Origin of the sequence: Pseudomonas sp. FH4, assembly GCF_000510915.2 — a bacterium.
Lineage (GTDB): Bacteria > Pseudomonadota > Gammaproteobacteria > Pseudomonadales > Pseudomonadaceae > Aquipseudomonas > Aquipseudomonas brenneri.
This window is the reverse complement of record NZ_AOHN01000016.1, coordinates 267,909-292,905: the sequence shown is the minus strand read 5'-3', so window position 1 is coordinate 292,905 and position 24,997 is coordinate 267,909. Positions and strand designations below refer to the sequence as shown.

27 protein-coding genes are annotated in these 24,997 nt (G+C 59.3%); 16 read left to right on the top strand and 11 right to left on the bottom strand.

Annotated elements, in window-relative coordinates:
• Positions 1-242 precede the first annotated feature (242 nt).
• From rplM to H097_RS12545, 8 genes are all read left to right on the top strand, one after another.
• The gene (gene rplM, locus H097_RS12580; protein WP_029291908.1) at positions 243-671 is read left to right on the top strand and encodes a 50S ribosomal protein L13; all 429 of its coding nucleotides are present in this window, start codon (positions 243-245) and stop codon (positions 669-671) included.
• A 14-nt stretch (positions 672-685) separates the two neighbouring features.
• Complete coding sequence (gene rpsI / locus H097_RS12575) at positions 686-1,078, top strand: 30S ribosomal protein S9 (protein WP_003216038.1); 393 nt, start codon at positions 686-688, stop codon at positions 1,076-1,078.
• A 267-nt stretch (positions 1,079-1,345) separates the two neighbouring features.
• Positions 1,346-1,939 (top strand): ubiquinol-cytochrome c reductase iron-sulfur subunit, encoded by a 594-nt coding sequence (gene petA / locus H097_RS12570; RefSeq protein WP_032860120.1) that lies wholly within the window; start codon positions 1,346-1,348, stop codon positions 1,937-1,939.
• The gene (locus H097_RS12565) at positions 1,939-3,150 is read left to right on the top strand and encodes a cytochrome bc complex cytochrome b subunit (protein ID WP_003188526.1); all 1,212 of its coding nucleotides are present in this window, start codon (positions 1,939-1,941) and stop codon (positions 3,148-3,150) included. The genes petA and H097_RS12565 overlap by 1 nt, the downstream gene beginning before the upstream one ends.
• Positions 3,150-3,929, top strand: coding sequence for a cytochrome c1 (locus tag H097_RS12560; RefSeq protein ID WP_032860119.1), 780 nt, complete (start codon positions 3,150-3,152; stop codon positions 3,927-3,929). The genes H097_RS12565 and H097_RS12560 overlap by 1 nt, the downstream gene beginning before the upstream one ends.
• A 150-nt stretch (positions 3,930-4,079) precedes the next feature.
• Positions 4,080-4,697, top strand: coding sequence for a glutathione S-transferase N-terminal domain-containing protein (locus tag H097_RS12555; protein ID WP_027604841.1), 618 nt, complete (start codon positions 4,080-4,082; stop codon positions 4,695-4,697).
• A 17-nt stretch (positions 4,698-4,714) separates the two neighbouring features.
• Positions 4,715-5,131, top strand: coding sequence for a ClpXP protease specificity-enhancing factor (locus tag H097_RS12550; RefSeq protein WP_032860118.1), 417 nt, complete (start codon positions 4,715-4,717; stop codon positions 5,129-5,131).
• Between the two features lie 151 nt (positions 5,132-5,282).
• A complete protein-coding gene (locus tag H097_RS12545; RefSeq protein WP_032860117.1) occupies positions 5,283-6,032 on the top strand; it encodes a FadR/GntR family transcriptional regulator in 750 nt (249 codons plus the stop codon).
• A gap of 25 nt (positions 6,033-6,057) precedes the next feature.
• Here the strand turns inward: H097_RS12545 and H097_RS12540 are convergent, their stop codons facing one another.
• Positions 6,058-6,255, bottom strand: coding sequence for a hypothetical protein (locus H097_RS12540; RefSeq protein ID WP_032860116.1), 198 nt, complete (start codon positions 6,253-6,255; stop codon positions 6,058-6,060).
• A gap of 188 nt (positions 6,256-6,443) precedes the next feature.
• Positions 6,444-7,601: a hypothetical protein gene (locus H097_RS12535; protein WP_032860115.1), complete on the bottom strand. Its 1,158-nt coding sequence runs from the start codon at positions 7,599-7,601 to the stop codon at positions 6,444-6,446.
• Between the two features lie 226 nt (positions 7,602-7,827).
• Between H097_RS12535 and kdgD the strand changes: the two genes are divergently transcribed.
• From kdgD to garD, 4 genes are all read left to right on the top strand, one after another.
• On the top strand, positions 7,828-8,739 hold the full coding sequence (kdgD, locus tag H097_RS12530) for a 5-dehydro-4-deoxyglucarate dehydratase (protein WP_032860114.1): 912 nt from the start codon (positions 7,828-7,830) through the stop codon (positions 8,737-8,739).
• 54 nt (positions 8,740-8,793) lie between these two features.
• Positions 8,794-10,239, top strand: coding sequence for an aldehyde dehydrogenase family protein (locus tag H097_RS12525; protein WP_032860113.1), 1,446 nt, complete (start codon positions 8,794-8,796; stop codon positions 10,237-10,239).
• A 193-nt stretch (positions 10,240-10,432) separates the two neighbouring features.
• A complete protein-coding gene (locus H097_RS12520; RefSeq protein WP_032860112.1) occupies positions 10,433-11,797 on the top strand; it encodes an MFS transporter in 1,365 nt (454 codons plus the stop codon).
• A gap of 12 nt (positions 11,798-11,809) precedes the next feature.
• A complete protein-coding gene (garD, locus tag H097_RS12515) occupies positions 11,810-13,363 on the top strand; it encodes a galactarate dehydratase (protein ID WP_032860111.1) in 1,554 nt (517 codons plus the stop codon).
• 9 nt (positions 13,364-13,372) lie between these two features.
• Here garD and H097_RS12510 read toward each other — a convergent pair whose 3' ends face one another.
• The 3 genes from H097_RS12510 to H097_RS12500 form a co-directional block, all read right to left on the bottom strand.
• The gene (locus H097_RS12510) at positions 13,373-14,077 is read right to left on the bottom strand and encodes an HAD-IB family phosphatase (protein ID WP_032860110.1); all 705 of its coding nucleotides are present in this window, start codon (positions 14,075-14,077) and stop codon (positions 13,373-13,375) included.
• On the bottom strand, positions 14,074-14,718 hold the full coding sequence (locus tag H097_RS12505; RefSeq protein WP_156356792.1) for a 1-acyl-sn-glycerol-3-phosphate acyltransferase: 645 nt from the start codon (positions 14,716-14,718) through the stop codon (positions 14,074-14,076). Before H097_RS12505 ends, H097_RS12510 begins: the two co-directional genes overlap by 4 nt.
• Before the next feature lie 246 nt (positions 14,719-14,964).
• Entirely contained in the window at positions 14,965-15,564 is a 600-nt protein-coding gene (locus tag H097_RS12500) for a GNAT family N-acetyltransferase (RefSeq protein WP_050593344.1), read from the bottom strand.
• A 282-nt stretch (positions 15,565-15,846) separates the two neighbouring features.
• On the opposite strand from H097_RS12500, the gene H097_RS12495 reads away from it, so the two are divergent.
• The gene (locus H097_RS12495; protein ID WP_032860109.1) at positions 15,847-16,788 is read left to right on the top strand and encodes an AEC family transporter; all 942 of its coding nucleotides are present in this window, start codon (positions 15,847-15,849) and stop codon (positions 16,786-16,788) included.
• Between the two features lie 15 nt (positions 16,789-16,803).
• Here the strand turns inward: H097_RS12495 and H097_RS12490 are convergent, their stop codons facing one another.
• The 6 genes from H097_RS12490 to gatC all read right to left on the bottom strand — a co-directional run bounded on the left by H097_RS12490 (position 16,804) and on the right by gatC (position 22,030).
• The gene (locus H097_RS12490; protein WP_032860107.1) at positions 16,804-17,187 is read right to left on the bottom strand and encodes a carboxymuconolactone decarboxylase family protein; all 384 of its coding nucleotides are present in this window, start codon (positions 17,185-17,187) and stop codon (positions 16,804-16,806) included.
• Positions 17,184-18,245 carry a calcium/sodium antiporter gene (locus H097_RS12485; RefSeq protein ID WP_032860106.1) on the bottom strand — a complete coding sequence of 354 codons (1,062 nt, stop codon included), beginning with the start codon at positions 18,243-18,245 and terminating at the stop codon, positions 17,184-17,186. The genes H097_RS12490 and H097_RS12485 overlap by 4 nt, the downstream gene beginning before the upstream one ends.
• Before the next feature lie 44 nt (positions 18,246-18,289).
• Positions 18,290-18,661 (bottom strand): septal ring lytic transglycosylase RlpA family protein, encoded by a 372-nt coding sequence (locus tag H097_RS12480; protein ID WP_032860105.1) that lies wholly within the window; start codon positions 18,659-18,661, stop codon positions 18,290-18,292.
• Between the two features lie 157 nt (positions 18,662-18,818).
• Positions 18,819-20,264 (bottom strand): Asp-tRNA(Asn)/Glu-tRNA(Gln) amidotransferase subunit GatB, encoded by a 1,446-nt coding sequence (gene gatB, locus H097_RS12475; protein WP_032860104.1) that lies wholly within the window; start codon positions 20,262-20,264, stop codon positions 18,819-18,821.
• Between the two features lie 10 nt (positions 20,265-20,274).
• Positions 20,275-21,726: an Asp-tRNA(Asn)/Glu-tRNA(Gln) amidotransferase subunit GatA gene (gatA, locus tag H097_RS12470; protein ID WP_032860103.1), complete on the bottom strand. Its 1,452-nt coding sequence runs from the start codon at positions 21,724-21,726 to the stop codon at positions 20,275-20,277.
• A gap of 16 nt (positions 21,727-21,742) precedes the next feature.
• Complete coding sequence (gene gatC, locus H097_RS12465) at positions 21,743-22,030, bottom strand: Asp-tRNA(Asn)/Glu-tRNA(Gln) amidotransferase subunit GatC (RefSeq protein WP_032860102.1); 288 nt, start codon at positions 22,028-22,030, stop codon at positions 21,743-21,745.
• 210 nt (positions 22,031-22,240) lie between these two features.
• Here gatC and mreB point away from each other — a divergent pair, with 210 nt between their 5' ends.
• From mreB to mreD, 3 genes are all read left to right on the top strand, one after another.
• The gene (gene mreB / locus H097_RS12460) at positions 22,241-23,278 is read left to right on the top strand and encodes a rod shape-determining protein MreB (RefSeq protein ID WP_002555108.1); all 1,038 of its coding nucleotides are present in this window, start codon (positions 22,241-22,243) and stop codon (positions 23,276-23,278) included.
• 138 nt (positions 23,279-23,416) lie between these two features.
• Positions 23,417-24,493, top strand: coding sequence for a rod shape-determining protein MreC (mreC, locus tag H097_RS12455; protein WP_082445572.1), 1,077 nt, complete (start codon positions 23,417-23,419; stop codon positions 24,491-24,493).
• Positions 24,493-24,981 carry a rod shape-determining protein MreD gene (gene mreD / locus H097_RS12450; RefSeq protein ID WP_032860100.1) on the top strand — a complete coding sequence of 163 codons (489 nt, stop codon included), beginning with the start codon at positions 24,493-24,495 and terminating at the stop codon, positions 24,979-24,981. The genes mreC and mreD overlap by 1 nt, the downstream gene beginning before the upstream one ends.
• Positions 24,982-24,997: the final 16 nt, after the last annotated feature.

The window sequence follows — 24,997 nt, the reverse complement described above, 5'->3', positions numbered from 1 at the left end:
GCTCCTTCGGCAAAACAATCATAAAAGCAGGTTGAATTTTTTTTCGCAATCTGCATAATTGCCCACCTCTTTCTGCAGTGGAAGTGATGCGCCGCCTGCCGAAGAATCTTGCCGTTGAACGGACGCGCTGACCCGAGCCCCCGATAGCGTCTGTATCCGGCTGCCTTTGACTTGTCAAAGTACGCACTATTCAGTAAGATCCGCCGTCTAATTTACAGGGCGGCCCCTGAGGCTATTAAAGAATGACAACTTTTACTGCAAAACCGGAAACAGTTCAGCGCGACTGGTTTGTCGTCGACGCCGCTGGTCAGACCCTGGGTCGTCTGGCCACTGAAGTCGCCAGCCGTCTGCGTGGCAAGCACAAGCCTGAGTACACCCCTCACGTTGATACCGGTGACTACATCGTGATCATCAACGCTGAGCAGGTTCGTGTAACCGGCAACAAAGCAAGCGACAAAATGTACTACCGTCACTCCGGTTTCCCAGGCGGTATCAAGTCTTCGAACTTCGAAGGCCTGATTGCCAAGAAGCCTGAAGCCCCGATCGAGATCGCGGTTAAAGGTATGCTGCCGAAGGGCCCACTGGGTCGCGACATGTATCGCAAGCTGAAAGTCTATGCGGGCGCTGCTCACCCTCATGCTGCTCAGCAGCCCCAAGAACTGAAGTTTTAACGGAATAGTTCATTATGTCGGCGACTCAAAATTACGGCACTGGCCGTCGCAAAACCGCAACCGCACGCGTTTTCCTGCGTCCGGGCACTGGTAACATCTCGATCAACAACCGCACTCTGGAAAATTTCTTCGGTCGCGAAACTGCCCGCATGGTAGTTCGTCAGCCGCTGGAACTGACCGAGACCGTTGAAAAGTTCGACATCTACGTCACCGTTATCGGTGGCGGTGTAAGTGGTCAAGCTGGCGCAATCCGCCACGGTATCACTCGCGCTCTGATGCAGTACGACGAAACCCTGCGCGGCGCTCTGCGCAAAGCTGGCTTCGTGACTCGCGATGCCCGTGAAGTTGAACGTAAGAAAGTCGGTCTGCGTAAAGCGCGTAAGCGTCCGCAGTACTCGAAGCGTTAATTCGCTTTACGTTCCACAAAAACGCCCAGCCTCCTCACGGAGCTGGGCGTTTTTTATTGCCCGCGTTTTATGCAGGTTTTTTCTGTGTGACAACTTGCCACATCCGTAGACCCCCTATACTACAAGGCTTGGAGCTTGGGCTTCGGGTAATTACCTTGTCAGAGGTGGGGCTTTTCATTACCATTCGGCAAAATTTTTATAAGTTCAGATTTAATACTTAGTAGACGCCTGATTTAACAGGCCAAAAAGCTGATGGGAGAGGACTGAATGAGCAATGACGGCGTGAATGCAGGCCGGCGTCGCTTCTTGGTAGCAGCCACATCCGTGGTGGGTGCTGCAGGAGCGGTGGGGGCTGCGGTCCCGTTCGTGGGGTCATGGTTTCCCAGTGCCAAGGCGAAAGCCGCAGGTGCACCGGTGAAGGTGAATGTCAGCAAGATCGAGCCAGGCCAGCAGATGATTGCTGAATGGCGCGGCCAGCCAGTATTCATCGTTCGTCGTACCGAGGAAATCCTGGGGAATCTGAAGAAGATCGAGGGCCAGCTGTCTGACCCCGAGTCCAAGAATTCCGAGCAACCCGCCTACGCCCAAAACGAAGCGCGTTCGATCAAGCCAGAAATTCTGCTGCTGGTCGGTCTTTGCACGCACCTGGGTTGCTCGCCGACCTTCCGCCCGGAAGTCGCGCCTGTGGATCTGGGCAAGGACTGGGTTGGCGGTTATTTCTGCCCTTGCCACGGTTCCCACTACGACCTGGCCGGTCGCGTCTACAAGTCCCAGCCTGCCCCGTTGAACCTGCCGGTTCCGCCGCACAACTACGAATCTGACGACGTTATTGTCATTGGTGTCGATAAGGAGAGCGCGTAATGAGCAAGTTCATGGATTGGGTGGATGCGCGCTTCCCCGCCACCAAAATGTGGGAAGACCATCTCAGCAAGTATTACGCGCCGAAGAACTTTAACTTCTTCTACTTCTTTGGCTCCCTGGCACTGCTGGTGCTGGTCAACCAGATCGTTACCGGTGTCTGGCTGACCATGAGCTACACCCCGTCGGCAGAAGAGGCGTTTGCTTCCGTCGAATACATCATGCGTGACGTCGAGTACGGCTCGATCCTGCGTCTGCTGCACTCCACTGGCGCTTCGGCGTTCTTCATCGTGGTCTATCTGCACATGTTCCGTGGCTTGCTCTACGGCTCGTACCAGAAGCCACGTGAGCTGGTGTGGGTGTTCGGCATGCTGATCTACCTGGCGCTGATGGCAGAGGCCTTCATGGGCTACCTGCTGCCTTGGGGCCAGATGTCCTACTGGGGTGCCCAGGTGATCATCTCGCTGTTTGGCGCGATTCCGGTCATCGGCAACGACCTGACCCAGTGGATCCGTGGTGATTACCTGATCTCCGGCATCACCCTGAACCGCTTCTTTGCCTTGCATGTGGTGGCCTTGCCGATCGTGATTCTCGGCCTGGTGGTACTGCACATCCTGGCGCTGCACGAAGTGGGCTCGAACAACCCGGATGGCGTGGACATCAAGAAGCACAAGGACGAGAACGGCATTCCGCTGGACGGCATTCCTTTCCACCCTTACTACACCGTCAAAGATATCGTCGGCGTAGTGGTGTTCCTGTTTGTGTTCTGCTCGATTGTGTTCTTCTTCCCGGAAATGGGCGGCTATTTCCTCGAAAAACCGAACTTCGAACAGGCGAACGCCTTCAAGACCCCGGAACACATTGCCCCGGTCTGGTACTTCACCCCGTTCTACGCCATTTTGCGGGCGATTCCCGACAAGCTCATGGGCGTGATTGCCATGGGTGCAGCCATTGCCGTGCTGTTCGTGTTGCCGTGGCTCGACCGTAGCCCGGTCAAGTCCATGCGCTACAAAGGCTGGCTGAGCAAGATCTGGCTGTGGGTGTTCTGCATCTCGTTCGTGATCCTGGGCGTGCTGGGCGTACTGGCGCCAACCCCTGAGCGTACGTTGCTGTCGCAGGTCTGCACCTTCCTGTACTTCGCCTACTTCATTCTGATGCCGTTCTACACCCGGCTTGAGAAGACAAAACCGGTTCCGGAAAGGGTGACTGGCTGATGAAAAAATTATTCGCTGCATTGATTCTTGCTGCCCTGCCGGCCCTGTCCTTTGCTTCCGGTGCAGGTGTTGAACTGGAAAAAGTCGACATCGACGTTTCTGACAAGGCGGCCATGCAAGACGGCGCCCGTACGTTCGCCAACTACTGCATGGGCTGCCACAGCGCCAAGTTCCAGCGTTACGAGCGCGTTGCCGATGACCTGGGCATCCCGCATGACCTGATGCTCAGCAACCTGGTGTTTACGGGCGCCAAGATTGGCGACCATATGAACATCGGCATGCAACCGGCTGATGCCAAGGCCTGGTTCGGTGCTGCTCCGCCTGACCTGACCCTGGTCGCTCGCGTACGTGGCACAGACTGGCTGTATGGCTACCTGAAGTCGTTCTACGAAGACCCGACACGTCCTTGGGGCGTGAACAACAAGGTCTTTCCGAACGTCGGCATGCCTAACGTGCTGGTCGGCCTGCAAGGTCGCCAGGTGGTAGGATGCAAGCAGGTTCAAGTCGTTGAAAACGGCAAGAAGCAATATGACCCGCTGACCGGCACGCCGTTGACCCATGAAGCCTGTGATCAACTGACCATCGTGCCCAAGAGCGGTGCGCTGAACGAGGAGCAGTTCGACGAGAAGGTCAAGAACCTGGTGACCTTCCTGGCGTACTCCGCCAACCCGGTCAAACTGGAGCATCAACGCATCGGTACCTATGTGTTGCTGTACCTGGCGTTCTTCTTCGTATTCGCTTATTTGCTCAAGCGTGAATACTGGAAGGATGTGCATTGATCCAACCTTAGGCAATTGCTGTTAATCTTGCGCGCCCAGCGACGTCTCTGAACGGGTAACGCTCTGGTTGATCCAGGTGTTACGGGAGATGCTTTCTGGGCGCGCTCGTTTTTGAGCTTTCGATAATTTCAACAAGCGAGGAGGACCGCCATGGGCGTGACCAATCGGTTGGCCTGTTACTCCGACCCCGCCGACCACTATTCCCACCGAGTACGCATCGTGCTCGCAGAGAAGGGTGTCAGCGCCGAGATCATCAGTGTGGAGGTGGGACGTCATCCGCCGAAACTGATCGAAGTGAACCCTTACGGCAGCTTGCCCACCCTGGTCGATCGTGACCTGGCGCTGTGGGAGTCAACCGTGGTGATGGAATATCTGGATGAGCGTTACCCCCATCCACCTTTGCTGCCGGTTTATCCCGTGGCACGTGCCAACAGCCGCCTGCTGATCCATCGGATCCAGCGTGACTGGTGTGGGCTGGTGGATCTGATTCTGGATACACGCAGCAAAGAAGCGGCCCGTGTGCAGGCGCGCAAGGAATTGCGCGAGAGCCTGACCGGCGTTTCACCGTTATTTGCCGACAAACCTTTTTTCCTCAGTGAGGAACAAAGCCTGGTCGATTGCTGCCTATTACCCATACTCTGGCGTTTGCCGATTCTGGGCATTGAATTGCCGCGGCCTGCCAAGCCGCTGCTTGATTACATGGAGCGCCAGTTTGCGCGTGAGGCTTTCCAGGCAAGTCTGTCTGGCGTCGAACGCGATATGCGCTAAGGCTTAAGGAGCCGTTGATGAACTCCAGTCGACCTTATCTGGTCCGCGCGCTCTATGAGTGGATTGTGGATAACGATTGCACCCCGCACATGCTGGTCAATTCCGAGTTTCCTGCGGTGCAGGTGCCACAAGGTTTTGCCAGTGATGGACAGATTGTCCTGAACGTTTCGCCCAGTGCCGTACGTCAACTGCACATGGACAATGAAGCGGTCAGCTTTGAAGGGCGTTTTGGCGGGGTACCGCATACGCTCTATGTGCCTATCGGCGCGATCCTGGGGATTTATGCCCGGGAGAATGGCCAGGGCATGGTGTTTGATCTGGAGTCGTCTCTTGAAGGCGACGAAGCGATCGAAGTTGAAGATGATGACCTGCCGCCACCGGACTCCGAGCCGCCGCGCCCTACTGGCCGGCCGAGCTTGAAAGTGGTGAAGTGACGGAGCATGAGCCTGCGGGCGCGTGCTGAATAAAATGCCCCGGCTTTGGCCGGGGCATTTTTTTGCCCGGTACAAAGTCATGGTGAGCGGTGATCGTACAACTCGCTTGGGCTATGATGCGCCTTTGGATCATCGAGATAATTGGCTACCCATGGAAAACCTCAGCCCCGCCCCGCGTCTTCCCCGCAAGCGCCGCAGCCTTGCCCAGGAATTGGTCACGGTGTTGTCCGAGCAGATCCGCGACGGCCAGCTCAAGCGTGGCGACAAGTTGCCCACCGAGTCGGCGATCATGGATGCCCATGGGGTCAGTCGCACGGTGGTGCGCGAGGCGATCTCGCGCTTGCAGGCGGCCGGGCAGGTGGAGACCCGGCATGGTATCGGCACTTTTGTGTTGGATACGCCGAGCCCCAGCGGCTTTCGCATTGATCCCGCCACGGTGGTGACGTTACGTGATGTGTTGGCGGTCCTGGAGCTGCGCATTAGCCTGGAAGTAGAGTCCGCCGGTCTCGCGGCCCAGCGCCGCAGTGACGAGCAACTGGCGGCGATGCGCGCGGCCCTCGATGCCTTGAATGAAAGTGCGGCGCACGCCAGCGATGCGGTGGCCTCGGATTTCCAGTTCCACCTGCAGATTGCCTTGTCCACCGGCAACCGCTACTTCACCGACATCATGACGCACCTGGGCACCAGCATTATCCCGCGGACCCGCCTGAATTCAGCGCGCCTGGCCCATGATGACCAGCAGCACTACATGAGCCGCCTGAGTCGTGAACACGAGGAGATTTATGAGGCGATTGCCCGCCAGGATTCGGATGCGGCGCGGGCGGCGATGCGCTTGCATTTGACTAACAGTCGGGAGCGGCTGCGCCAGGCTCATGAAGAGGCGCAGGCGCAGCGGGGGTGATTCTGTGTTTGTCGGGGGAGGTGTATCACGCCAGGGTAAAGTCGATTTGGGTAACTTCGCCATTGTCGATATGGAAGTTTTTGGCCAGGATCAATGCAGGCGGATCACCATCAAGTTGAACGGTGTCACCGATATTGGGTAGGTCCGCAGCATCGATATTCTGTGTTCCGGGTTTGGATTTATTGGATTTGGATGTGAACGTGCATTTTTTTTTAGTTGCCATGGTGTGCCTCACTATTCTGGATTAGTAAAGGGCCTCCAAGGTGACTGCACCTCTTGCTGTTGAGGTAGCTTGGTGGTGGCATCCAATCTAGGGGCAGCAAGCATATCGCTGATACTGTCAGAATTCACAGTGACGACGAACGGTCCCCTGTGTGCGAGTCATCCGTACACAGGGGAACTATGGCTACCTCAAGGCAGCGGGTTATTCGGCTTGTAGTCCTTAAGCAACAAATACGTACTCCACCCCCACCAATCATTGGTCCACTGCTTGTCATTCAGGTTGTTGACGTCCTTGCGCCGCAGCACCTTGTCGCCTTCGGCCTTGAACAATGGCGAAAAGTTATTTGCCGGGTTGTTCGCCGCATTCAGGTCCGGCACATGCAGCGGTGCCTTGAACGTGGCTGGGGAGGGCGCGATACCGCTGATGTACGCGTCGAATATCTCGTCGGCCGAAGCCTGCACGGCACGCTTGACCTGGGTGCGGTTGGCGGCATCGTTGCTATCGAAATAGCGCTTGTCACCATAGGCATGCCACTCATCGCCCAGGGCGTTGCGCACGTTAAGCCCGAACTTGCTGTCTTCATCGTGCATAAAACGACTGATCAGCGAACCCAATTCACCTGGTGTGACCACCGCCGCCAGTTGCTTGCGCGGGACGCGCAGGTGGCCCGCAGAAAACAGATCGGTCAAAAAGTGATCGGCAAAGCTGTTCATGGCGTAGGCCAATTCCAATTGCTGATCACTGCCGTTCTGGTGAGCCACTACCGCTTGTTGCAGGGCGGCGGTATGCCCGGCCAGGTAGGCTGACAGCGCCCATTCACCGAAATGGTCGGCATTGTCGGCCGCCAGCTTCAGATAGCGACCCAGTGGCACCATCGCTGATACGACGCTGCCGCCGCCAGTGATACGGTTCCACTCTTCAGACAACGTATCTCCTAATGCATCATAGGCCTCGTGTGGTTGTTTGCCGTCCTTGATGGCCTGCTTGACTGCATTGATCTCTTTTTGCATGACCGCGAGGATTTGGCCCGCTTCGGCCCGCGATGCCGGCAACGTTGCCAGCGAGTTGAAGGCCGCGCTAAAGCGTTGCACGCGGTCGGCTGCCGACGCGCCATCGCTGATGGGTTGACCGGGAATGCCGTAGAAATCACCCCCCAGGGAGATGATCTGGCCATAGGTCAGGGCCAGGCCGTTGGGCAGGTGCAACTCGACGTTAGCACCCGGAATAGAGGGTTCTCCCTGCACAAAACGCAGTTGGGTGTCATCGCCAATGGCGGTGTGCTCGCCGCCCTCGAAGCGCAGGGAAGGGATAGGTTTTTTGATGTTGATCGATTTAAGTTCTGACATGTTAGCTCCTTGCTATGTCGTAGGACTCTTCCTTGTTAACTGTATGTATATACAGTTGTTACGAGGATAGAGGAATAATTTCCTACGTCAAGGCGCTCTCTATAAACGAACGCAAAATCCTGGCAAGCGACGAAATAATATTGACGAACGATTTTATAGTTGTACGATGACGTACGACATTAACAATAACTGTTCATTGATAGTCTTTACCCAGGGTGTTCGAATAATGAATCCACAAGAACTGAAGTCCATCCTCTCCCACGGTCTGCTGTCTTTCCCAGTGACCGATTTCAACGCCCAGGGTGATTTCAACCAGGCGGGCTATATCAAGCGCCTGGAGTGGCTGGCCCCTTACGGCGCCACCGCTCTGTTTGCAGCCGGCGGTACCGGTGAGTTTTTCTCCCTGGCAGCCAGTGAATATTCCCAAGTGGTGAAAACCGCTGTTGATACCTGCGCCACCAGCGTACCGATTCTCGCCGGTGTTGGCGGCTCCACGCGCCAGGCCATCGAATACGCCCAGGAGGCCGAGCGCCTGGGGGCCAAGGGCCTGTTGCTGCTGCCGCATTATCTGACCGAAGCCAGCCAGGACGGTGTCGCCGCCCATGTCGAGGCGGTGTGCAAATCGGTGAAGATTGGCGTGGTGGTCTACAACCGCAACGTCTGCCGCCTGACCGCACCGCTGCTGGAGCGCCTGGCCGAACGTTGCCCGAACCTGATCGGCTACAAGGATGGCCTGGGTGATATCGAGCTGATGGTGTCGATCCGTCGCCGTCTGGGTGACCGTTTCAGCTACCTGGGCGGCTTGCCGACCGCAGAGGTCTACGCCGCTGCCTACAAGGCCCTCGGCGTGCCGGTGTATTCCTCGGCTGTGTTCAACTTCATTCCGAAAACCGCGATGGACTTCTACCATGCAGTTGCCCGGGAAGATCACGCCACCGTCGACAAGATCATCGATGACTTCTTCCTGCCTTACCTGGACATCCGTAATCGCAAGGCCGGTTATGCCGTGAGCATCGTCAAGGCGGGCGCAAAAATCGCCGGCTATGACGCAGGCCCGGTGCGTACCCCGCTGACCGATCTGCTGCCGGAAGAGTACGAAGCCCTGGCTGCGCTGATCGATAAGCAAGGCGCGCAGTAACCCAATAACAAAGCCGCTGAGTCATCAGCGGCTTTTTGCGTCAGGAGAAGATTCGTGTCCCAAGCCAAGCGTTTTGACAACTACATCGGTGGCCAGTGGGTGGCCGGTGCTGACTACTCAAGCAATATCAACCCGTCGGATCTGTCGGATGTCATCGGCGATTTCGCCAAGGCCGATCTGGCCCAGGTCAACGCCGCCATCGACGCCGCCCGCGCGGCGTTCCCGGCATGGTCGACTTCCGGCATCCAGGCCCGGCATGACGCCCTGGATAAAGTCGGCAGCGAGATCCTCGCGCGCCGTGAAGAACTCGGCACGCTGCTGGCCCGCGAAGAGGGCAAGACCCTGCCCGAAGCCATTGGCGAAGTGACCCGCGCCGGCAATATCTTCAAGTTTTTCGCCGGCGAATGCCTGCGTCTGTCCGGTGATTACCTGCCGTCGGTGCGCCCTGGGGTCAATGTCGAAGTCACTCGTGAAGCCTTGGGCGTGGTGGGCCTGATCACCCCGTGGAACTTCCCGATTGCCATCCCCGCCTGGAAAATCGCCCCGGCCCTGGCCTACGGCAACTGCGTGGTGCTCAAACCGGCAGACCTGGTGCCCGGCTGTGCCTGGGCCCTGGCAGAAATCATCTCCCGCGCCGGCTTCCCCAGTGGCGTGTTCAACCTGGTGATGGGCAGTGGCCGAGTGGTCGGTGATGCGCTGGTCAACAGCCCGAAGGTCGATGGCATCAGCTTCACCGGCTCCGTGGGCGTAGGGCGGCAGATCGCGGTCAGTTGCGTGTCGCGCCAGGCCAAGGTGCAGTTGGAAATGGGCGGCAAGAACCCGCAAATCATCCTCGATGATGCCGACCTCAAGCAGGCCGTCGAGTTGTCGGCGCAGAGCGCGTTCTACTCCACCGGCCAGCGTTGCACGGCGTCCAGTCGCTTTATCGTGACGGCCGGGATTCATGACCGGTTCGTCGCGGCCATGGCCGAGCGCATGCAGTCGATCAAGGTCGGGCATGCCCTGCATGCCGGGACCGATATTGGCCCAGTGGTGTCCCAGGCTCAATTGGACCAGGACTTGAAATACATCGACATCGGCCAGGGCGAAGGCGCGCGGCTGGTCAGCGGTGGTGGCCTGGTGACCTGCGACACCGAAGGTTACTTCCTGGCGCCGACGCTGTTTGCCGACAGCGAAGCCGCCATGCGCATCAGTCGTGAAGAAATCTTCGGCCCCGTGGCCAATGTGGTGCGCGTGGCGGACTACGAGGCGGCGCTGGCCATGGCCAATGACACCGAGTTCGGCTTGTCGGCGGGCATTGCCACCAGCTCGCTCAAATACGCCAACCACTTCAAGCGCCACTCCCAGGCCGGGATGGTGATGGTCAACCTGCCGACGGCGGGTGTGGATTATCACGTTCCCTTCGGTGGCCGGAAGGGTTCATCCTACGGTTCGCGTGAGCAAGGTCGCTATGCGCAAGAGTTCTACACCGTGGTGAAAACCAGCTACATCGGCTCATAAACCCACCCCCCGTAAAGAGGGGGTTTCTGTAGGAGCGAGCTTGCTCGCGAAAAACTTCAGGGCGACACGACCTACCTGGATGTACGCGTTATCGTTGACGTTTTTCGCGAGCAAGCTCGCTCCTACAAGAGCCAGCGTTACGCAACACACAACCATTACCCGCAAAAAAAATAATTAGTGGGAGTACATCTACATGCAAGCGACCAAGCCGACGCACGTCCGTTATTTGATCTTGCTCATGCTGTTCCTGGTGACCACGATCAACTACGCCGACCGTGCCACCATCGCCATCGCAGGTTCCAGCCTGCAAAAAGACCTCGGCATCGACGCGGTCACCCTCGGTTACATCTTCTCTGCATTCGGTTGGGCCTATGTGGCCGGGCAAATCCCCGGCGGCTGGCTGCTGGACCGGTTCGGCTCGAAAAAAATCTATGCCCTGAGCATCTTCACCTGGTCGCTGTTCACCGTGCTGCAAGGCTATGTCGGTGAGTTCGGGGTCTCCACCGCCGTGGTTGCGCTGTTCATGCTGCGCTTTTTGGTCGGCCTGGCAGAAGCGCCTTCCTTTCCCGGTAATGCGCGGATTGTCGCGGCCTGGTTCCCCACCGCCGAACGCGGTACGGCCTCGGCGATCTTCAACTCGGCGCAGTACTTCGCCACGGTGTTGTTTGCACCGCTGATGGGCTGGATCGTCTACAGCTTCGGCTGGCAGCATGTGTTTATCGTGATGGGTCTGATCGGTATCGTGTTCTCGCTGATCTGGCTCAAAGTGATCTACAGCCCGCGCCAGCACCCGTTGATCAACGAGGCCGAGTTCAATCACATCGCCGCCAACGGGGCGATGGTCGATATGGATCAGGACAAGGCCAAGGGTAAGAAAACCGACGGGCCGAAGTGGGATTACATCCGCCAGTTGCTGACCAATCGCATGATGCTCGGTGTGTACCTGGGCCAGTACTGCATCAACGGCATTACCTACTTCTTCCTGACCTGGTTCCCGGTGTATCTGGTGCAGGACCGTGGCATGACCATCCTCAAGGCCGGCTTTATCGCCTCGCTGCCAGCGATCTGCGGGTTTATTGGCGGTGTCTTGGGTGGGGTTATTTCCGACTACTTGCTGCGCAAGGGCCATTCCCTGACCTTCGCACGCAAGGCGCCGATCATTGCCGGCCTGCTGGTCTCCAGCAGCATCATTGCCTGCAACTATGTGGACGTGGAATGGATGGTCGTCGGCTTCATGGCCCTGGCCTTCTTCGGCAAAGGCGTTGGCGCACTGGGTTGGGCGGTGGTGTCCGACACCTCGCCGAAACAGATCGCCGGCCTCAGCGGTGGCTTGTTCAACACCTTTGGCAACCTGGCTTCGATCACCACGCCGATCGTGATTGGCTACATCATCAGCACCACCGGCTCGTTCAAGTGGGCCCTGGTGTTCGTCGGCGCCAACGCGCTGGTGGCGGTGTTCAGCTATCTGGTGATCGTCGGTCCGATCAAGCGCGTGGTGCTCAACGAACCACCGAGCAAAGGCCCCGAGTTGACTAACCTTACCCAAGCGCAATCCTGAGGGGGCCGTGCGATGCAGTTGATTGAACATGCCGACTCGCCGCGCTCCATTCGTTTGCACGAGCGCGACAATGTAGTGATTGTGGTCAATGACCAGGGCGTGCCGGCCGGGACCGAGTTCCCGGACGGCTTGGTGACCGTGGAGTTCATTCCCCAGAGCCACAAGGTGACCCTGGAAGATATCCCCGAAGGCGGTCAGATTATTCGCTATGGCCAGACCATCGGTTACGCCTTGCAGCCGATACCGCGAGGCAGTTGGGTCCAGGAAGATCAGTTGCGCATGCCAACGGCGCCGCCGCTGGACAGCTTGCCGCTGTCCACCGAAGTGCCCGAGGCCCAGGCGCCATTGGAAGGTTTTACCTTCGAAGGCTATCGCAACGCGGATGGCACCGTGGGCACGCGCAATATCCTCGGCATCACCACCACCGTGCAGTGCGTGACCGGCGTGCTGGACCACGCGGTCAAGCGCATCAAGGACGAGTTGCTGCCCAAGTACCCGCATGTCGATGACGTGGTGGCCCTGACCCACAGCTACGGGTGTGGCGTGGCCATTACCGCCACCGACGCCTATATCCCGATCCGTACCGTGCGTAACCTGGCGCGCAACCCGAACCTGGGTGGCGAAGCGCTGGTGATCAGCCTGGGCTGCGAGAAACTGCAGGCCGGGCAGGTGATGCACGACAACGACAGCTCGGTGGACCTCAGTGAACCGTGGTTGTATCGCCTGCAGGACGCAAGCCATGGTTTCACCGAAATGATCGAGCAGATCATGGAATTGGCCGAAACCCGCCTGAAGAAACTCGACCTGCGCCGCCGCGAAACCGTACCGGCGTCGGAGCTGATCCTCGGTATGCAATGTGGTGGCAGTGACGCTTTTTCCGGGATCACGGCCAACCCGGCGCTGGGTTACGCCTCGGACTTGTTGTTACGGGCGGGGGCGACGGTGATGTTTTCCGAAGTCACCGAAGTGCGCGATGCCATTTACCTGCTGACTTCCCGCGCGGAAAACCAGGATGTTGCCCGGGAACTGGTGCGGGAAATGGACTGGTACGACCGCTACCTGGCCAAGGGCGAGGCCGACCGCAGCGCCAATACCACGCCGGGCAACAAGAAGGGCGGGTTGTCGAATATTGTCGAGAAGTCCCTGGGCTCCATCGTCAAATCCGGCAGCAGCGCGATCAATGGCGTGCTTGGGCCTGGCGAACGGTTCAAGGGCAAAGGCCTGATCTTCTGCGCGACACCGGCCAGCGATTTTGTCTGCGGCACCTTGCAACTGGCGGCGGGGATGAACCTGCATGTGTTCACCACCGGTCGCGGCACTCCCTATGGGCTGGCGATGGCGCCGGTGGTGAAGGTCTCGACCCGTACGGAACTGGCGCAGCGCTGGCCGGACCTGATCGATATCGATGCCGGGCGGATCGCCACTGGCCGTGCAACCATCGAAGAGTTGGGATGGGAGTTGTTCCACTTCTATCTGGATGTGGCCAGCGGCAAGAAGCAGACCTGGGCTGAGAGGCACAAACTGCACAATGACATTACCTTGTTCAATCCGGCGCCGATCACCTAGGCCTTGGGGTTAGGGCAACGCGCTGATCAATGCCTGCAGATGGGGGTAGACCTGTTGCGGGCTGGTCGCGCGAAGGATGTGCCCGGACATTGCAGGCATGGGGTGGCGCGTGTAGTAGTCCGCACAGACAAAGCCGTCTACCCAGCCATCGACATACACCTGATGGTCAGAGCGGGCATCTCCGACGATCACGGCCCGGCCCTTGAGCTTGCCGCTCTGGCGCCATTGCCCGACGATTCTGCTCTTGCCGCGCCCGGGATTTATCAGCGGTGAGGGCCAGGGGCATAGGGCCCGCGAACCGGCCCAGAACAGACGGTTGGCGATCACGTTGTGTGTGTCGATATCCAGCGAGCGGGCGATGGGGGCGATCCACTCGATGTAGCCGCCGGACAGGATATGCACTTGTGTGCCCTCGCGTTGCAGGTTACGCAGCATCAGCATCAGGTCCGGGTCGAGGCTGCCAATGATCGCGTCGACATAGTGGTTGATATGGCGCTTGCGGATGCGCGGGATCACCTTGATCAAGGACAGCAGCTCCCAGGTACTGGCCCGGCCGGCCAACGCCTTGGGCGCCAGCCGTTGCAGTTGCTCCAGCGTAGCCTGGGCGCCGGGGCCGTCGCCAAGCGCCGACTTGATGACTTCCAGGGTGCTTTCGTGGTTCACCAGAGTCTGGTCAAAGTCGAAGATTACATGGGTTGTGTCAGCTGTGGTCACGGGCGTACCTGCTTATCTAGCTGGCGATACTGGTGTTTATCCTCGCGGGTCCACAGGGTCGCAGCGATACCCAGGTGTTGGGCAATGCGTGCCTGGACCTGGTCGGCAAACGCCTGGCCACTTTGCTGCTCCTGGCGTTCGAGGCGCTCCAGGTAGGTCATTTCGCAGATGGCCCAGGGCATCATCAGCACACGTAGGAAGCTCGCCAGGCCAGAAACATGCAGCGGGCTGGCGACTAGGCCGAAGGGTAAAATCAGGCGTCCGGCCAGCGGCACCACGGGCAAGCCGCGGCTCAACAGCCCCGCGCGAAAGCGATACAAGCCCCGGCCATTGTTAATGGTCGCTTCGGGGGTGGTGTAAAGCGCGGTGCCTTGTGGGTGGGTGCGCAGTTTATGCAGGTTGCGGGAGAAGGCCTTCTTATCTGCACCGTTCCAGAACTGCCCACCCGAGCATTTGAGCAGCAGGAAGGCCGTGAAGGCGATAAAACGGTTGTAACCGCTGGACGCCACCAGCGTCGCGCCAGGCATCGCCAGGATGGCGAACGGGTCAATCACGCTGACGTGATTGGCGGCCACCACGCAGCCGTCGGTGAGAAGGGCGATTTGCCGTGATGAGTGTGTGCAGCGGATCCGGATACCCATTATCCCTAGAAGGCCTCGATACATGATGCGTCTGACAGCCAGAGGTAACGGCCAGGCGATCAGACTCACCATGACCATTGATAGCAGGCGCAGGCCTGCCAGCACGCAGCCAAAGGGCAGGTACAGTGGGCGTAGCCAGCAGGGATAGGCCCAGACTTCCCGGGTGCATAGGCCCGCTACAGAATGAAGGGGGGCTGGTGGAGGTAGATTGTCTTTCAAGGGGGCCTACTCAAGTGATGATGGTCGTCAGGCCAGCTTGGTTTGCTCGGCGGTTTTCATCCGGCGCGAAAACCGCTCGATGCGCGCCAGGTTGGCAGGGCTGATTTCCTTGAACCGCTCGCAGGTAAGATCAATTTTCACGTGCGGGCCATAAGGGGTTTCAATCACTTGCCCCGCGATGTGTGGTGCGTGCAAAAAGGCCCTGTTCATTTCCAGTGCACGGTGATGTTGGATATTGGTCAGGGTGTAAATCTTCTCGAAACCCAAGTGTTTAAACCCGTATTCAAGTGCCAGGTGAATGGCGATAAAGGGGTAGGGTGTTCCCCAGTATTTCCTCAGGAAACGGTTGCCGAAGTTGATCCCGTATTCTTTCTTTGCGAACCCGGCATAACCGATAAATGAACCCTCCAGGCCAATGCTCACTGCCCAGCGTGACCAGTTCTGGTCGGCCATTTCTTTTTTGAAGGTCGAGATTTCGTTTGTGGCAGCGGCCATGTCCCGGGTGGTGCCGGCTGAAATGAACTTCATCGCTTCGGGGTCACTGAGCAGCTCGGTATACCCCTTGATGTCCTGATCGTCCCAGCTTCTGATATGCACGTTGTATAAATGGCTGACGGATCTACGCATGAGTCCCCCCTGGAGTTATTCAGTTGTTACAGGAGGGGATTTTCAGGGGCAGCGTTGATGAAACAGAGGTGTGGATTCTCGTTAGTGCGTGGGAGCCTGTGTAGTGGTTTGTGGGACAGTCGACTCTCAAGCGAGAGCTTGGTATTACCTCCTACAAAATAGGCACAGTTCCCTGTTTTTATTTTTTAGTTAGTGCTCATGTTTAGAAATGAAATGTGAACAGTCGGTGCCACTGCTTTATCATTGCAACTCCCTGAAAACAGGACTTAAGGCTGATACAGCATGCTCGCCATTTTCCTTGCGACGCTCACCATCACCGCACCGGTGTTTGCCATGCTGTTCCTGGGGGCGTTGCTCAAGCGCATCAGTTGGATCAACGACAACTTTATCCACACCGCATCGGCCCTGGTGTTCAACGTCACCATGCCGGCGTTGCTGTTTCTGGGGATTCTGCACGCCGACCTGCATTCGGCGCTCAAGCCAGAACTGCTGATCTATTTCTCCTTGGCCACGGTCGTCAGCTTTGCCCTGGCCTGGGGCTGGGCGATCTTTCGTTGCCCGCGTGAGGATCGGGGCATCTATGCCCAAGGGGCATTTCGCGGCAATAACGGAGTGATCGGCCTGGCACTGGCGGCCAGCATGTATGGGGACTACGGGATCTCCCTCGGGGCGATCCTCGCGGGGCTGGTGATCCTGTTCTACAACACCCTGTCGACCATCGTGCTGGCAGTCTATAGCCCGGTGATCAAGTCTGACCCGTGGAGCATCTGCAAGAGCGTACTGGCCAACCCGTTGATTCTCAGCGTGATTGCCGCCACACCGTTTGCCTATTTCCAGATTGGCCTGCCCGGTTGGCTGCAAACCTCCGGTCAGTACCTGGCGGACATGACGCTGCCCCTGGCCCTGATCTGCATTGGCGGCACTTTGTCACTGGCTGCATTGCGCCAAAGCGGCAACATGGCGTTGAGCGCCAGCCTGGTGAAGATGATTGGCTTGCCGGTCGTGGCAACGCTGGGGGCTTGGTTGTATGGCTTCCGGGGGCCGGAGTTGGGGATTCTGTTCCTGTATTTCGGCGCGCCGACGGCCGCTGCCAGTTTTGTCATGGCCCGTGCGGCCCAGGGTAATCATGAACTGGCGGCGGCGATTATTGTGATCACCACCTTGATGGCGGCGGTGACCACCAATATCGGGATCTTTGTGTTGCAGGCGGGTGGCTGGGTGTAGGAGACAAACTCGCTCCTACAAAGGGGGTTGCTGATAACTGTCGATCACTTCCTGGGCCGCCCGAAACGCATCAATCGCCGCCGGCACGCCGGCATACACCGCGCAATGCAGCAGCGCCTCGCGAATTTCTTCAACAGTACAGCCATTGTTCAGCGCACCGCGTACATGGCCCTTGAGTTCTTGCGGGCACTTCAAGGCGGTCAGCGCCGCGAGGGTAATCAGGCTGCGGGTCTTCAGCGGCAGGCCTTCACGGTTCCACACCCCACCCCAGGCATGTTCGTTGACGAAGTCCTGCAACGGCTGAGTGAACTCGGTGGCATTGCCCAGGGCGCGATCGACAAACGCATCGCCCATTACCTGGCGACGCATTTCTACGCCGGATTTCGCTTGATCGGTCATTGCGACTCCCTCTTGTGTTGACGGCGCCAGGCTCGCAGCGAGGTGAATAACAGGAACGCCACCAGCGCTGGCAGGACGTAATACAGCATCAATTGTTCAAGTTTGTTGGCCAGCGGCATGCCCGTGGTGAATGACACCACGTGCAGCCCATAAGCCAGGTACAACCCCAGCAGCAGCAAACCTTCGGCGCGGGTGATGCGGTAGCCGGTGTAAAACACCGGCAGGCACAACACCACGACGCCGAGCATCACCGGCAAGTCGAAATCCAGGGCGTTGGGCGACACCGACAAGGGCAACGGCGCCACCAGCGCGGTAAAGCCCAGCACTCCCAACAGATTGAACAGGTTGCTGCCGATCACGTTCCCCACCGCAATCTCCCGTTCGCCGCGCAGGGCGGCGATCAGTGAGGTTGCGAGGCACGGCAGGGACGTGCTGACGGCAACGATGGTCAGGCCGATCACCCGCTCGGACAGGCCCAGGTCGCTGGCCACTTCCACCGCCGCTCCCAACACCAGATGCCCGGCGAACATCAGCAACACGAGCCCGCCGATCATCCACAGCAAACTGCTCAGCCACGGCGCCTGTACCACCGTGTCGCGGGTCCGTGGGCGGCGCGAGTGGCGGGTCTGGTACAGCAACAGACCCAGGTAGGCGAGCAGGGCGGCAAGCAAGGCCAGGCCGTCAAGCGGTGTCAGTTCTTCATCACTGGCGAGAATAAACAGCAGCATGCTGGCGCCGATCATCACCGGGATATCCAGGCGCACCAATTGCCGCGACACGCGCAGGGGAATGATCAGCGCCGAGAGGCCAAGCGTCACGAGGATATTGAAGATGCTGCTGCCAATCACACTGCCCACCGCAATATCGGTGTTACCGGCGAGGGTGGCTTGCAGGCTGACGGCGATTTGTGGCGCACTGCTGCCAAAGGCGACGATGCTCAAGCCTATGATCAGCGGCCTGACCTTGAGGCTGGCGGCCAGGCGCACGGCGGCGCGCACCAGCATTTCGGCACCGGCAATCAGCAGCAGCAGGCCGCTGATCAGTTCAATCAGGCTCATGGGCGAGAGGGCGCTTAATCCGAAAATGGCCAGGGCTCCGTCAGTCAGTTGTTCAGGGCTTGCACGCGCACGCGCGCGGTGCCGCTGCGCAGCATACCCAACTGCTCGGCGGCCTGGCGTGAAAGATCGATCAACCGGCCACGGATGTGCGGGCCGCGATCATTGATGCGCACCACCACGGATTTGTCGTTGGCAAGATTGGTAACCTTGACCCGCGTGCCGAACGGCAGGCGCCGGTGAGCGGCGGTCAGGGCGTGTTGGTTGAAGGGTTCACCGCTGGCGGTTTTCTTGCCGTGGTGCTTGGCGCCGTAGTAGGACGCGGTGCCGGTTTCGTCGTAGCCGTTGGGGTCGATCATGCCGCTGGCGCAGCCGGTGAGCAGGGAGAACAGGGCCAGGAGGCCGAGCAGACGCTTCATTTTCAAGGTGTCCCCAAAATTGATGTGGGGACCGACCCCTGTAGGAGCTGGCTTGCCTGCGATGCGGGCGCCTCGGTGTTTCAGATACACCGAGGTGATGCTATCGCAGGCAAGCCAGCTCCTACAGAAGCCGGTTCCTACAGGGCGGCAACCGTTATCAGCCTTCGAGCTTGCTCTTGAGCAATTCGTTCACCTGTTGCGGGTTGGCCTTGCCTTTGGAGGCCTTCATCGCCTGGCCCACAAAGAAGCCGAACATCTTGCCGCGCTTGGCTTCATCCGCCGCGCGATACTGCTCGACCTGCTCGGCGTTGGCCGCGAGCATTTCATCAAGAACGGCCGAGATGGCGCCGCTGTCGGTGACTTGCTTGAGGCCGCGCTTCTCGATGATCTCGTCGGCACTGCCTTCACCGCTGGCCATGGCTTCAAACACGGTCTTGGCGATTTTGCCGGAGATGGTGTTGTCCTTGATGCGCAGCAACATGCCGCCCAACTGCTCGGCCGAGACCGGTGCTTCGTCGATTTCCAGCCCCTGCTTGTTCAACAGGCTGCCCAACTCGACCATGACCCAGTTGGCCGCCAGTTTGGCGTCGCCGGCGATGCTCACGACTTTTTCGAAGTAGTCCGCTTGCTCGCGGCTCGACGCCAGGACGCTGGCGTCGTACACCGAAAGACCGAACTGCGCCTGGAAGCGTTCGCGTTTTTGCGGTGGCAATTCCGGCAGGGTGGCGCGCACGTCATTGAGGAACGAATCCTCGATGACCACCGGCAACAGGTCCGGATCGGGGAAGTAACGGTAGTCGTTGGCTTCCTCCTTGCTGCGCATGGCGCGGGTTTCGTCTTTGTTCGGGTCGTACAGGCGCGTCTGCTGGATCACCTTGCCGCCGTCTTCGATCAGCTCGATCTGGCGACGGACTTCGGTGTTGATCGCCTTCTCGATGAAGCGGAACGAGTTGACGTTCTTGATCTCGCAGCGGGTGCCGTACTCGGCCTGGCCTTTTGGCCGCACCGACACGTTGCAGTCGCAACGCAGGGAGCCTTCGGCCATGTTGCCGTCGCAGATGCCCAGGTAACGCACCAGCGCGTGGATCGTCTTGACGTAGGCCACGGCTTCCTTGGCACTGCGCATGTCCGGCTCGGATACGATTTCCAGCAGCGGCGTGCCGGCGCGGTTCAGGTCGATGCCGCTGGCGCCGTTGAATTCTTCATGCAGGCTCTTGCCGGCATCTTCTTCCAGGTGCGCACGGGTCACACCGACACGTTTGATCGTGCCGTCTTCCAGCGGGATGTCCAGGTAGCCCTTGCCGACGATCGGCAACTCCATCTGGCTGATCTGGTAGCCCTTGGGCAGGTCCGGGTAGAAGTAGTTCTTGCGCGCAAACACGTTGTGCTGGCCGATCTCGGCGTCAATCGCCAGGCCGAACATCACCGCCATGCGCACCGCTTCCTGGTTCAGCACTGGCAATACGCCAGGCATGCCCAGGTCTACCAGGCTGGCCTGGGTGTTGGGCTCAGAGCCGAACGTGGTGGCGCTACCGGAGAAAATCTTCGATTGGGTGGCGAGCTGGGTATGAATCTCCAGCCCGATCACAACTTCCCATTGCATAGTGTTCTCCTCAGAAGCCGGTTGGGGTGCGAGTGTGCCAGTCAGTGTTCAACTGGTACTGGTGCGCCACATTGAGCAAGCGGCCTTCCTGGAAATACGGGGCGAGCAACTGCACGCCCACCGGCAGCCCGTCGACGAAACCGGCTGGCATGGACAAGCCTGGCAAGCCCGCGAGGTTGGCGGTGATGGTGTACAGGTCTTCCAGGTACTCGGCGATCGGGTCGCCGGTCTTGGCACCGATCTTCCAGGCCGGGTTCGGCGTGGTCGGGCCGATGATCACGTCGACTTCATTAAAGGCCGCCATGAAGTCGTTCTTGATCAGGCGTCGGATTTTCTGCGCCTTGAGGTAGTACGCATCGTAGTAGCCAGCCGACAGGGCGTAGGCACCGACCATGATTCGGCGCTGTACTTCCACGCCGAAGCCTTCGCCACGGGAGCGCTTGTACAGGTCGGTGAGGTCTTTCGGGTCTTCACAGCGGTAGCCGAAACGTACGCCGTCGAAACGCGACAGGTTGGACGAGGCTTCAGCCGGGGCGATCACGTAATAAGCCGCAATTGCGTGCTGGTTGTTCGGCAGGCTGATTTCCTTGATCACCGCGCCGAGCTTTTCCAGCTCCTTGATGCTGTTGTGCACCAGTTCGGCGATACGCGGGTCGAGACCGGCGCTGAAGTACTCTTTCGGCACGCCGATGCGTAGGCCCTTGAGCGAGGTATTGAGGCTGGCGCTGTAGTCCGGCACCGGCTCATCGATGCTGGTGGAGTCCTTTGTATCGAACCCAGCCATGCCTTGTAACAATATCGCGCAGTCTTCGGCAGTGCGAGCCAGAGGGCCGCCTTGGTCGAGGCTGGACGCGTAGGCAATCATGCCCCAGCGGGAAACGCGACCGTACGTCGGTTTCAAACCGGTGAGGTTGGTGAATGCCGCAGGCTGGCGGATCGAGCCGCCGGTATCGGTGGCCGTGGCGGCCGGCAGGAAGCGCGCAGCAACGGCTGCGGCCGAACCACCGGACGAACCGCCAGGCACGTGCTCCAGGTTCCACGGGTTTTTCACCGCACCGTAGTAGCTCGATTCGTTGGCCGAGCCCATGGCGAACTCGTCCATGTTGGTCTTGCCCAGGGTCACAGCCCCGGCCTCGGCCAGCTTGGCGACGACAGTGGCGTCGTAGGGCGCCTTGAAGTTGTCGAGCATCTTCGAGCCGCAACTGGTGCGGATGCCCTGGGTGCAGAACAGGTCCTTGTGACCGATTGGCGCACCCAGCAGCGCGCCGTTTTCACCGTTGGCGCGACGGGCGTCGGCGGCCTTGGCCTGGCCTAGGGCCAGCTCCTCGGTGAGGCTGATGAAGCTGTTGACCTTCGGATCCAGTGCGGCGATACGTGCCAGCAGGGTCTGGGTCAGCTCTTCGGAAGAAAACTTTTTGTCGGCGAGACCGCGGGCGATCTCGGCCAGAGTCATTTGATGCATTGCAGGCTCTTTCCCTTTAGTCGATGACTTTCGGAACCAGGTACAGGCCGTTTTCGACCGCTGGTGCGATGGACTGGTAGGCCTCGCGGTGATTGCGCTCGGTCACGACGTCTGCGCGCAGGCGCTGGCTGGCTTCCAGTGGGTGAGCCAGGGGCTCGATGCCGTCGGTATTGACGGCCTGCATTTGGTCGACCAGCCCGAGAATGCTGTTCAGGGCTGCGGTGGTCTGTGGAAGATCGGCTTCATTGAGGCCCAGGCAGGCCAGATGAGCGATTTTTTCCACGTCGGAGCGTTCAAGCGCCATGGGATTCTCCAGTGGAAAACAGAACGGAAGCTATCCGTGTGTTAGATTGTCGGAACACTACCGCATTTCTACGGTCATATGGCCGCGATTGTGGGGTTAGGTGCACAGAAAGTCGGTCAATTTAGCACATTGGCGCCTTGCCCAAAATCCCTGTCGTTGTTAGAGTTTGCCGCACTTTTTTACCCACGCGTTGCCTAGGGTCCCTTTCCCATGTTCAAGAAACTGCGTGGCATGTTTTCCAGCGATCTTTCCATTGACCTGGGCACTGCCAACACCCTTATTTACGTGCGCGAGCGCGGTATCGTCCTGAATGAGCCATCGGTTGTGGCCATTCGGACCCATGGTAATCAGAAAAGTGTCGTTGCCGTGGGCACCGAGGCCAAGCGGATGCTCGGCCGTACACCTGGCAACATTGCCGCCATTCGTCCGATGAAAGACGGCGTGATCGCCGACTTCAGCGTCTGCGAGAAGATGCTGCAGTACTTCATCAACAAGGTTCACGAAAACAGTTTCCTGCAGCCCAGCCCTCGTGTGCTGATCTGCGTGCCCTGCAAGTCCACCCAGGTGGAGCGTCGTGCCATCCGTGAATCGGCCCTTGGCGCCGGTGCTCGTGAAGTGTTCCTGATCGAGGAGCCAATGGCTGCTGCGATCGGTGCCGGCCTGCCGGTTGAAGAGGCGCGCGGTTCGATGGTGGTGGATATCGGTGGTGGTACCACCGAGATCGCCCTGATTTCCCTCAATGGTGTGGTGTATGCCGAATCCGTACGCGTAGGCGGCGACCGCTTCGACGAAGCGATCATCACTTATGTGCGTCGTAACTACGGCAGCCTGATCGGCGAATCCACCGCCGAGCGCATCAAGCAGGAAATCGGCACCGCTTACCCGGGTGGCGAAGTGCGCGAAGTTGATGTGCGCGGTCGCAACCTGGCCGAAGGCGTGCCACGTGCCTTTACCCTGAACTCCAATGAAGTGCTGGAAGCTCTGCAAGAGTCCCTGGCCACCATCGTTCAGGCTGTGAAGAGCGCCCTGGAGCAATCGCCGCCGGAACTGGCTTCCGATATCGCCGAGCGTGGCCTGGTACTGACCGGTGGTGGCGCCTTGCTGCGCGACCTCGACAAGTTGCTGGCCCAGGAAACCGGTCTGCCGGTGATCGTCGCCGAAGACCCGCTGACCTGTGTGGCTCGTGGCGGTGGTCGTGCACTGGAAATGATGGATAAACACACCATGGACCTGCTCTCCAGCGAATAAGATCGTTGGTTGCGCCATGTTTCGCCAACAGGCAGCACTTTGCAGTGCTGCCTGTTGGCGTTTATCTTCTTCAATCTGCATCCAGGCCGGTTTGATGCCGTATGAATAAAGAGAATATCTGCCCGGGAGGAGCGGCCTATTAAACCGCTCTTCACTAAAGGCCCCTCATTGGGCGTGCGCTTGTTGGTGCTGGTCGTGCTATCGGTCGCGCTGATGGTGGTCGATGCCCGCTTCACACTGCTCAAACCAGTGCGTAGCCAGATGTCGCTGGTATTGATGCAGTCCTACTGGATCACTGACCTGCCACAACGGCTATGGCAAGGTGTGGCCAGCCAATTTGGCAGCCGTACCGAACTGGTGGCCGAGAACGAAAAACTCAAGACCGAAAACCTGCTGTTGCAGGGGCGCATGCAAAAGCTGGCGGCCCTGACCGAGCAGAACGTTCGACTGCGCGAGTTGCTCAATTCTTCCGCGCTGGTTAACGAAAAGGTCGAAGTGGCCGAGTTGATCGGCATGGACCCCAACCCTTTCACCCACCGCATCATCATCAACAAGGGTGAGCGCGATGGCGTGGTTCTTGGCCAGCCGGTGCTCGATGCCCGTGGCCTGATGGGGCAGGTGGTGGAGTTGATGCCCTATACCTCCCGCGTGCTGCTGCTGACCGACACCACCCATAGCATTCCGGTGCAGGTCAACCGCAACGGCCTGCGGGCTATTGCCAGCGGCACGGGCAACCCGGAGCGCCTGGAACTGCGGCATGTGGCGGACACCGCCGACATCAAGGAAGGTGACCTGCTGGTCAGCTCCGGCCTTGGCCAGCGGTTCCCGGCAGGCTACCCCGTGGCGACGGTCAAGGAAGTGATCCACGATTCCGGCCAGCCCTTTGCGATTGTCCGCGCGGTGCCGACGGCTGCGCTGAACCGCAGCCGCTACCTGTTGCTGGTGTTCAGTGACACCCGCACGCCGGAAGAGCGCGCCAACGAAGCCGCCCAGGCCCAGGAAGCGCAGGACCGGCAAGAAGGCAGCACGACGCCGATTATTCCGGCAACCGTACCCAAGCCTGCAGCGCCAGCTGCAACCGTTACGACACCGCCTGCAACCACCACGCCTGCCGTGGCGACGCCAGCCCAGCCTGCTCGCCCTGTGAAACCCGCGGCAACGACACCAGCGGCACCTGCGGCTGCGCCGGCAACCACCCGACAGAGGGCGCAATAATGGCCGGTACTCATTCGCGCAATGGCTGGATAGTCTGGCTGACCTTCGCCATCGGCATGCTGCTCAGCGTCTCGCCGATGCCGCAGTTCATGGAAATCCTGCGCCCGCTGTGGCTCGCATTGCTGCTGGCCTTCTGGTCGCTGGCTTTGCCGCACAAGGTCGGGATGGTCACGGCCATGTGCCTGGGGCTGGCCGAAGACGTCATGTATGGCACGTTGCTGGGCCAGAACGCGTTGATCCTCACCCTGATTACCTTTCTGGTGTTGTCGTTGCAGCAACGCTTACGCATGTTTCCGATGTGGCAGCAGAGCCTGGTGATTCTGGTGATCTTCGGCCTGGCCCAGTTGGTGCAACTGTGGCTCAGTGCCTTGACCGGCAACCGTCAGCCGACCCTGGCGCTGGTCTTGCCGGCCCTGGTCAGTGCGCTGTTGTGGCCATGGATCAGCTTTGGCCTGCGTGGTTTGTGTCGTCGCTATAAAATCAATTGAGTGGGGTGCGAGGCTC

What these genes read in the sequence shown, in the direction of transcription:
- rplM (WP_029291908.1), top strand. Translation starts at nt 243, where the DNA reads ATGACAACTTTTACTGCAAAACCGGAAACAGTTCAGCGCGACTGGTTT.
- rpsI (WP_003216038.1), top strand. Translation starts at nt 686, where the DNA reads ATGTCGGCGACTCAAAATTACGGCACTGGCCGTCGCAAAACCGCAACC.
- petA (WP_032860120.1), top strand. Translation starts at nt 1,346, where the DNA reads ATGAGCAATGACGGCGTGAATGCAGGCCGGCGTCGCTTCTTGGTAGCA.
- H097_RS12565 (WP_003188526.1), top strand. Translation starts at nt 1,939, where the DNA reads ATGAGCAAGTTCATGGATTGGGTGGATGCGCGCTTCCCCGCCACCAAA.
- H097_RS12560 (WP_032860119.1), top strand. Translation starts at nt 3,150, where the DNA reads ATGAAAAAATTATTCGCTGCATTGATTCTTGCTGCCCTGCCGGCCCTG.
- H097_RS12555 (WP_027604841.1), top strand. Translation starts at nt 4,080, where the DNA reads ATGGGCGTGACCAATCGGTTGGCCTGTTACTCCGACCCCGCCGACCAC.
- H097_RS12550 (WP_032860118.1), top strand. Translation starts at nt 4,715, where the DNA reads ATGAACTCCAGTCGACCTTATCTGGTCCGCGCGCTCTATGAGTGGATT.
- H097_RS12545 (WP_032860117.1), top strand. Translation starts at nt 5,283, where the DNA reads ATGGAAAACCTCAGCCCCGCCCCGCGTCTTCCCCGCAAGCGCCGCAGC.
- H097_RS12540 (WP_032860116.1), bottom strand. Translation starts at nt 6,255, where the DNA reads ATGGCAACTAAAAAAAAATGCACGTTCACATCCAAATCCAATAAATCC.
- H097_RS12535 (WP_032860115.1), bottom strand. Translation starts at nt 7,601, where the DNA reads ATGTCAGAACTTAAATCGATCAACATCAAAAAACCTATCCCTTCCCTG.
- kdgD (WP_032860114.1), top strand. Translation starts at nt 7,828, where the DNA reads ATGAATCCACAAGAACTGAAGTCCATCCTCTCCCACGGTCTGCTGTCT.
- H097_RS12520 (WP_032860112.1), top strand. Translation starts at nt 10,433, where the DNA reads ATGCAAGCGACCAAGCCGACGCACGTCCGTTATTTGATCTTGCTCATG.
- garD (WP_032860111.1), top strand. Translation starts at nt 11,810, where the DNA reads ATGCAGTTGATTGAACATGCCGACTCGCCGCGCTCCATTCGTTTGCAC.
- H097_RS12505 (WP_156356792.1), bottom strand. Translation starts at nt 14,718, where the DNA reads ATGGGTATCCGGATCCGCTGCACACACTCATCACGGCAAATCGCCCTT.
- H097_RS12500 (WP_050593344.1), bottom strand. Translation starts at nt 15,564, where the DNA reads ATGCGTAGATCCGTCAGCCATTTATACAACGTGCATATCAGAAGCTGG.
- H097_RS12495 (WP_032860109.1), top strand. Translation starts at nt 15,847, where the DNA reads ATGCTCGCCATTTTCCTTGCGACGCTCACCATCACCGCACCGGTGTTT.
- H097_RS12490 (WP_032860107.1), bottom strand. Translation starts at nt 17,187, where the DNA reads ATGACCGATCAAGCGAAATCCGGCGTAGAAATGCGTCGCCAGGTAATG.
- H097_RS12485 (WP_032860106.1), bottom strand. Translation starts at nt 18,245, where the DNA reads ATGAGCCTGATTGAACTGATCAGCGGCCTGCTGCTGCTGATTGCCGGT.
- H097_RS12480 (WP_032860105.1), bottom strand. Translation starts at nt 18,661, where the DNA reads ATGAAGCGTCTGCTCGGCCTCCTGGCCCTGTTCTCCCTGCTCACCGGC.
- gatB (WP_032860104.1), bottom strand. Translation starts at nt 20,264, where the DNA reads ATGCAATGGGAAGTTGTGATCGGGCTGGAGATTCATACCCAGCTCGCC.
- gatA (WP_032860103.1), bottom strand. Translation starts at nt 21,726, where the DNA reads ATGCATCAAATGACTCTGGCCGAGATCGCCCGCGGTCTCGCCGACAAA.
- gatC (WP_032860102.1), bottom strand. Translation starts at nt 22,030, where the DNA reads ATGGCGCTTGAACGCTCCGACGTGGAAAAAATCGCTCATCTGGCCTGC.
- mreB (WP_002555108.1), top strand. Translation starts at nt 22,241, where the DNA reads ATGTTCAAGAAACTGCGTGGCATGTTTTCCAGCGATCTTTCCATTGAC.
- mreD (WP_032860100.1), top strand. Translation starts at nt 24,493, where the DNA reads ATGGCCGGTACTCATTCGCGCAATGGCTGGATAGTCTGGCTGACCTTC.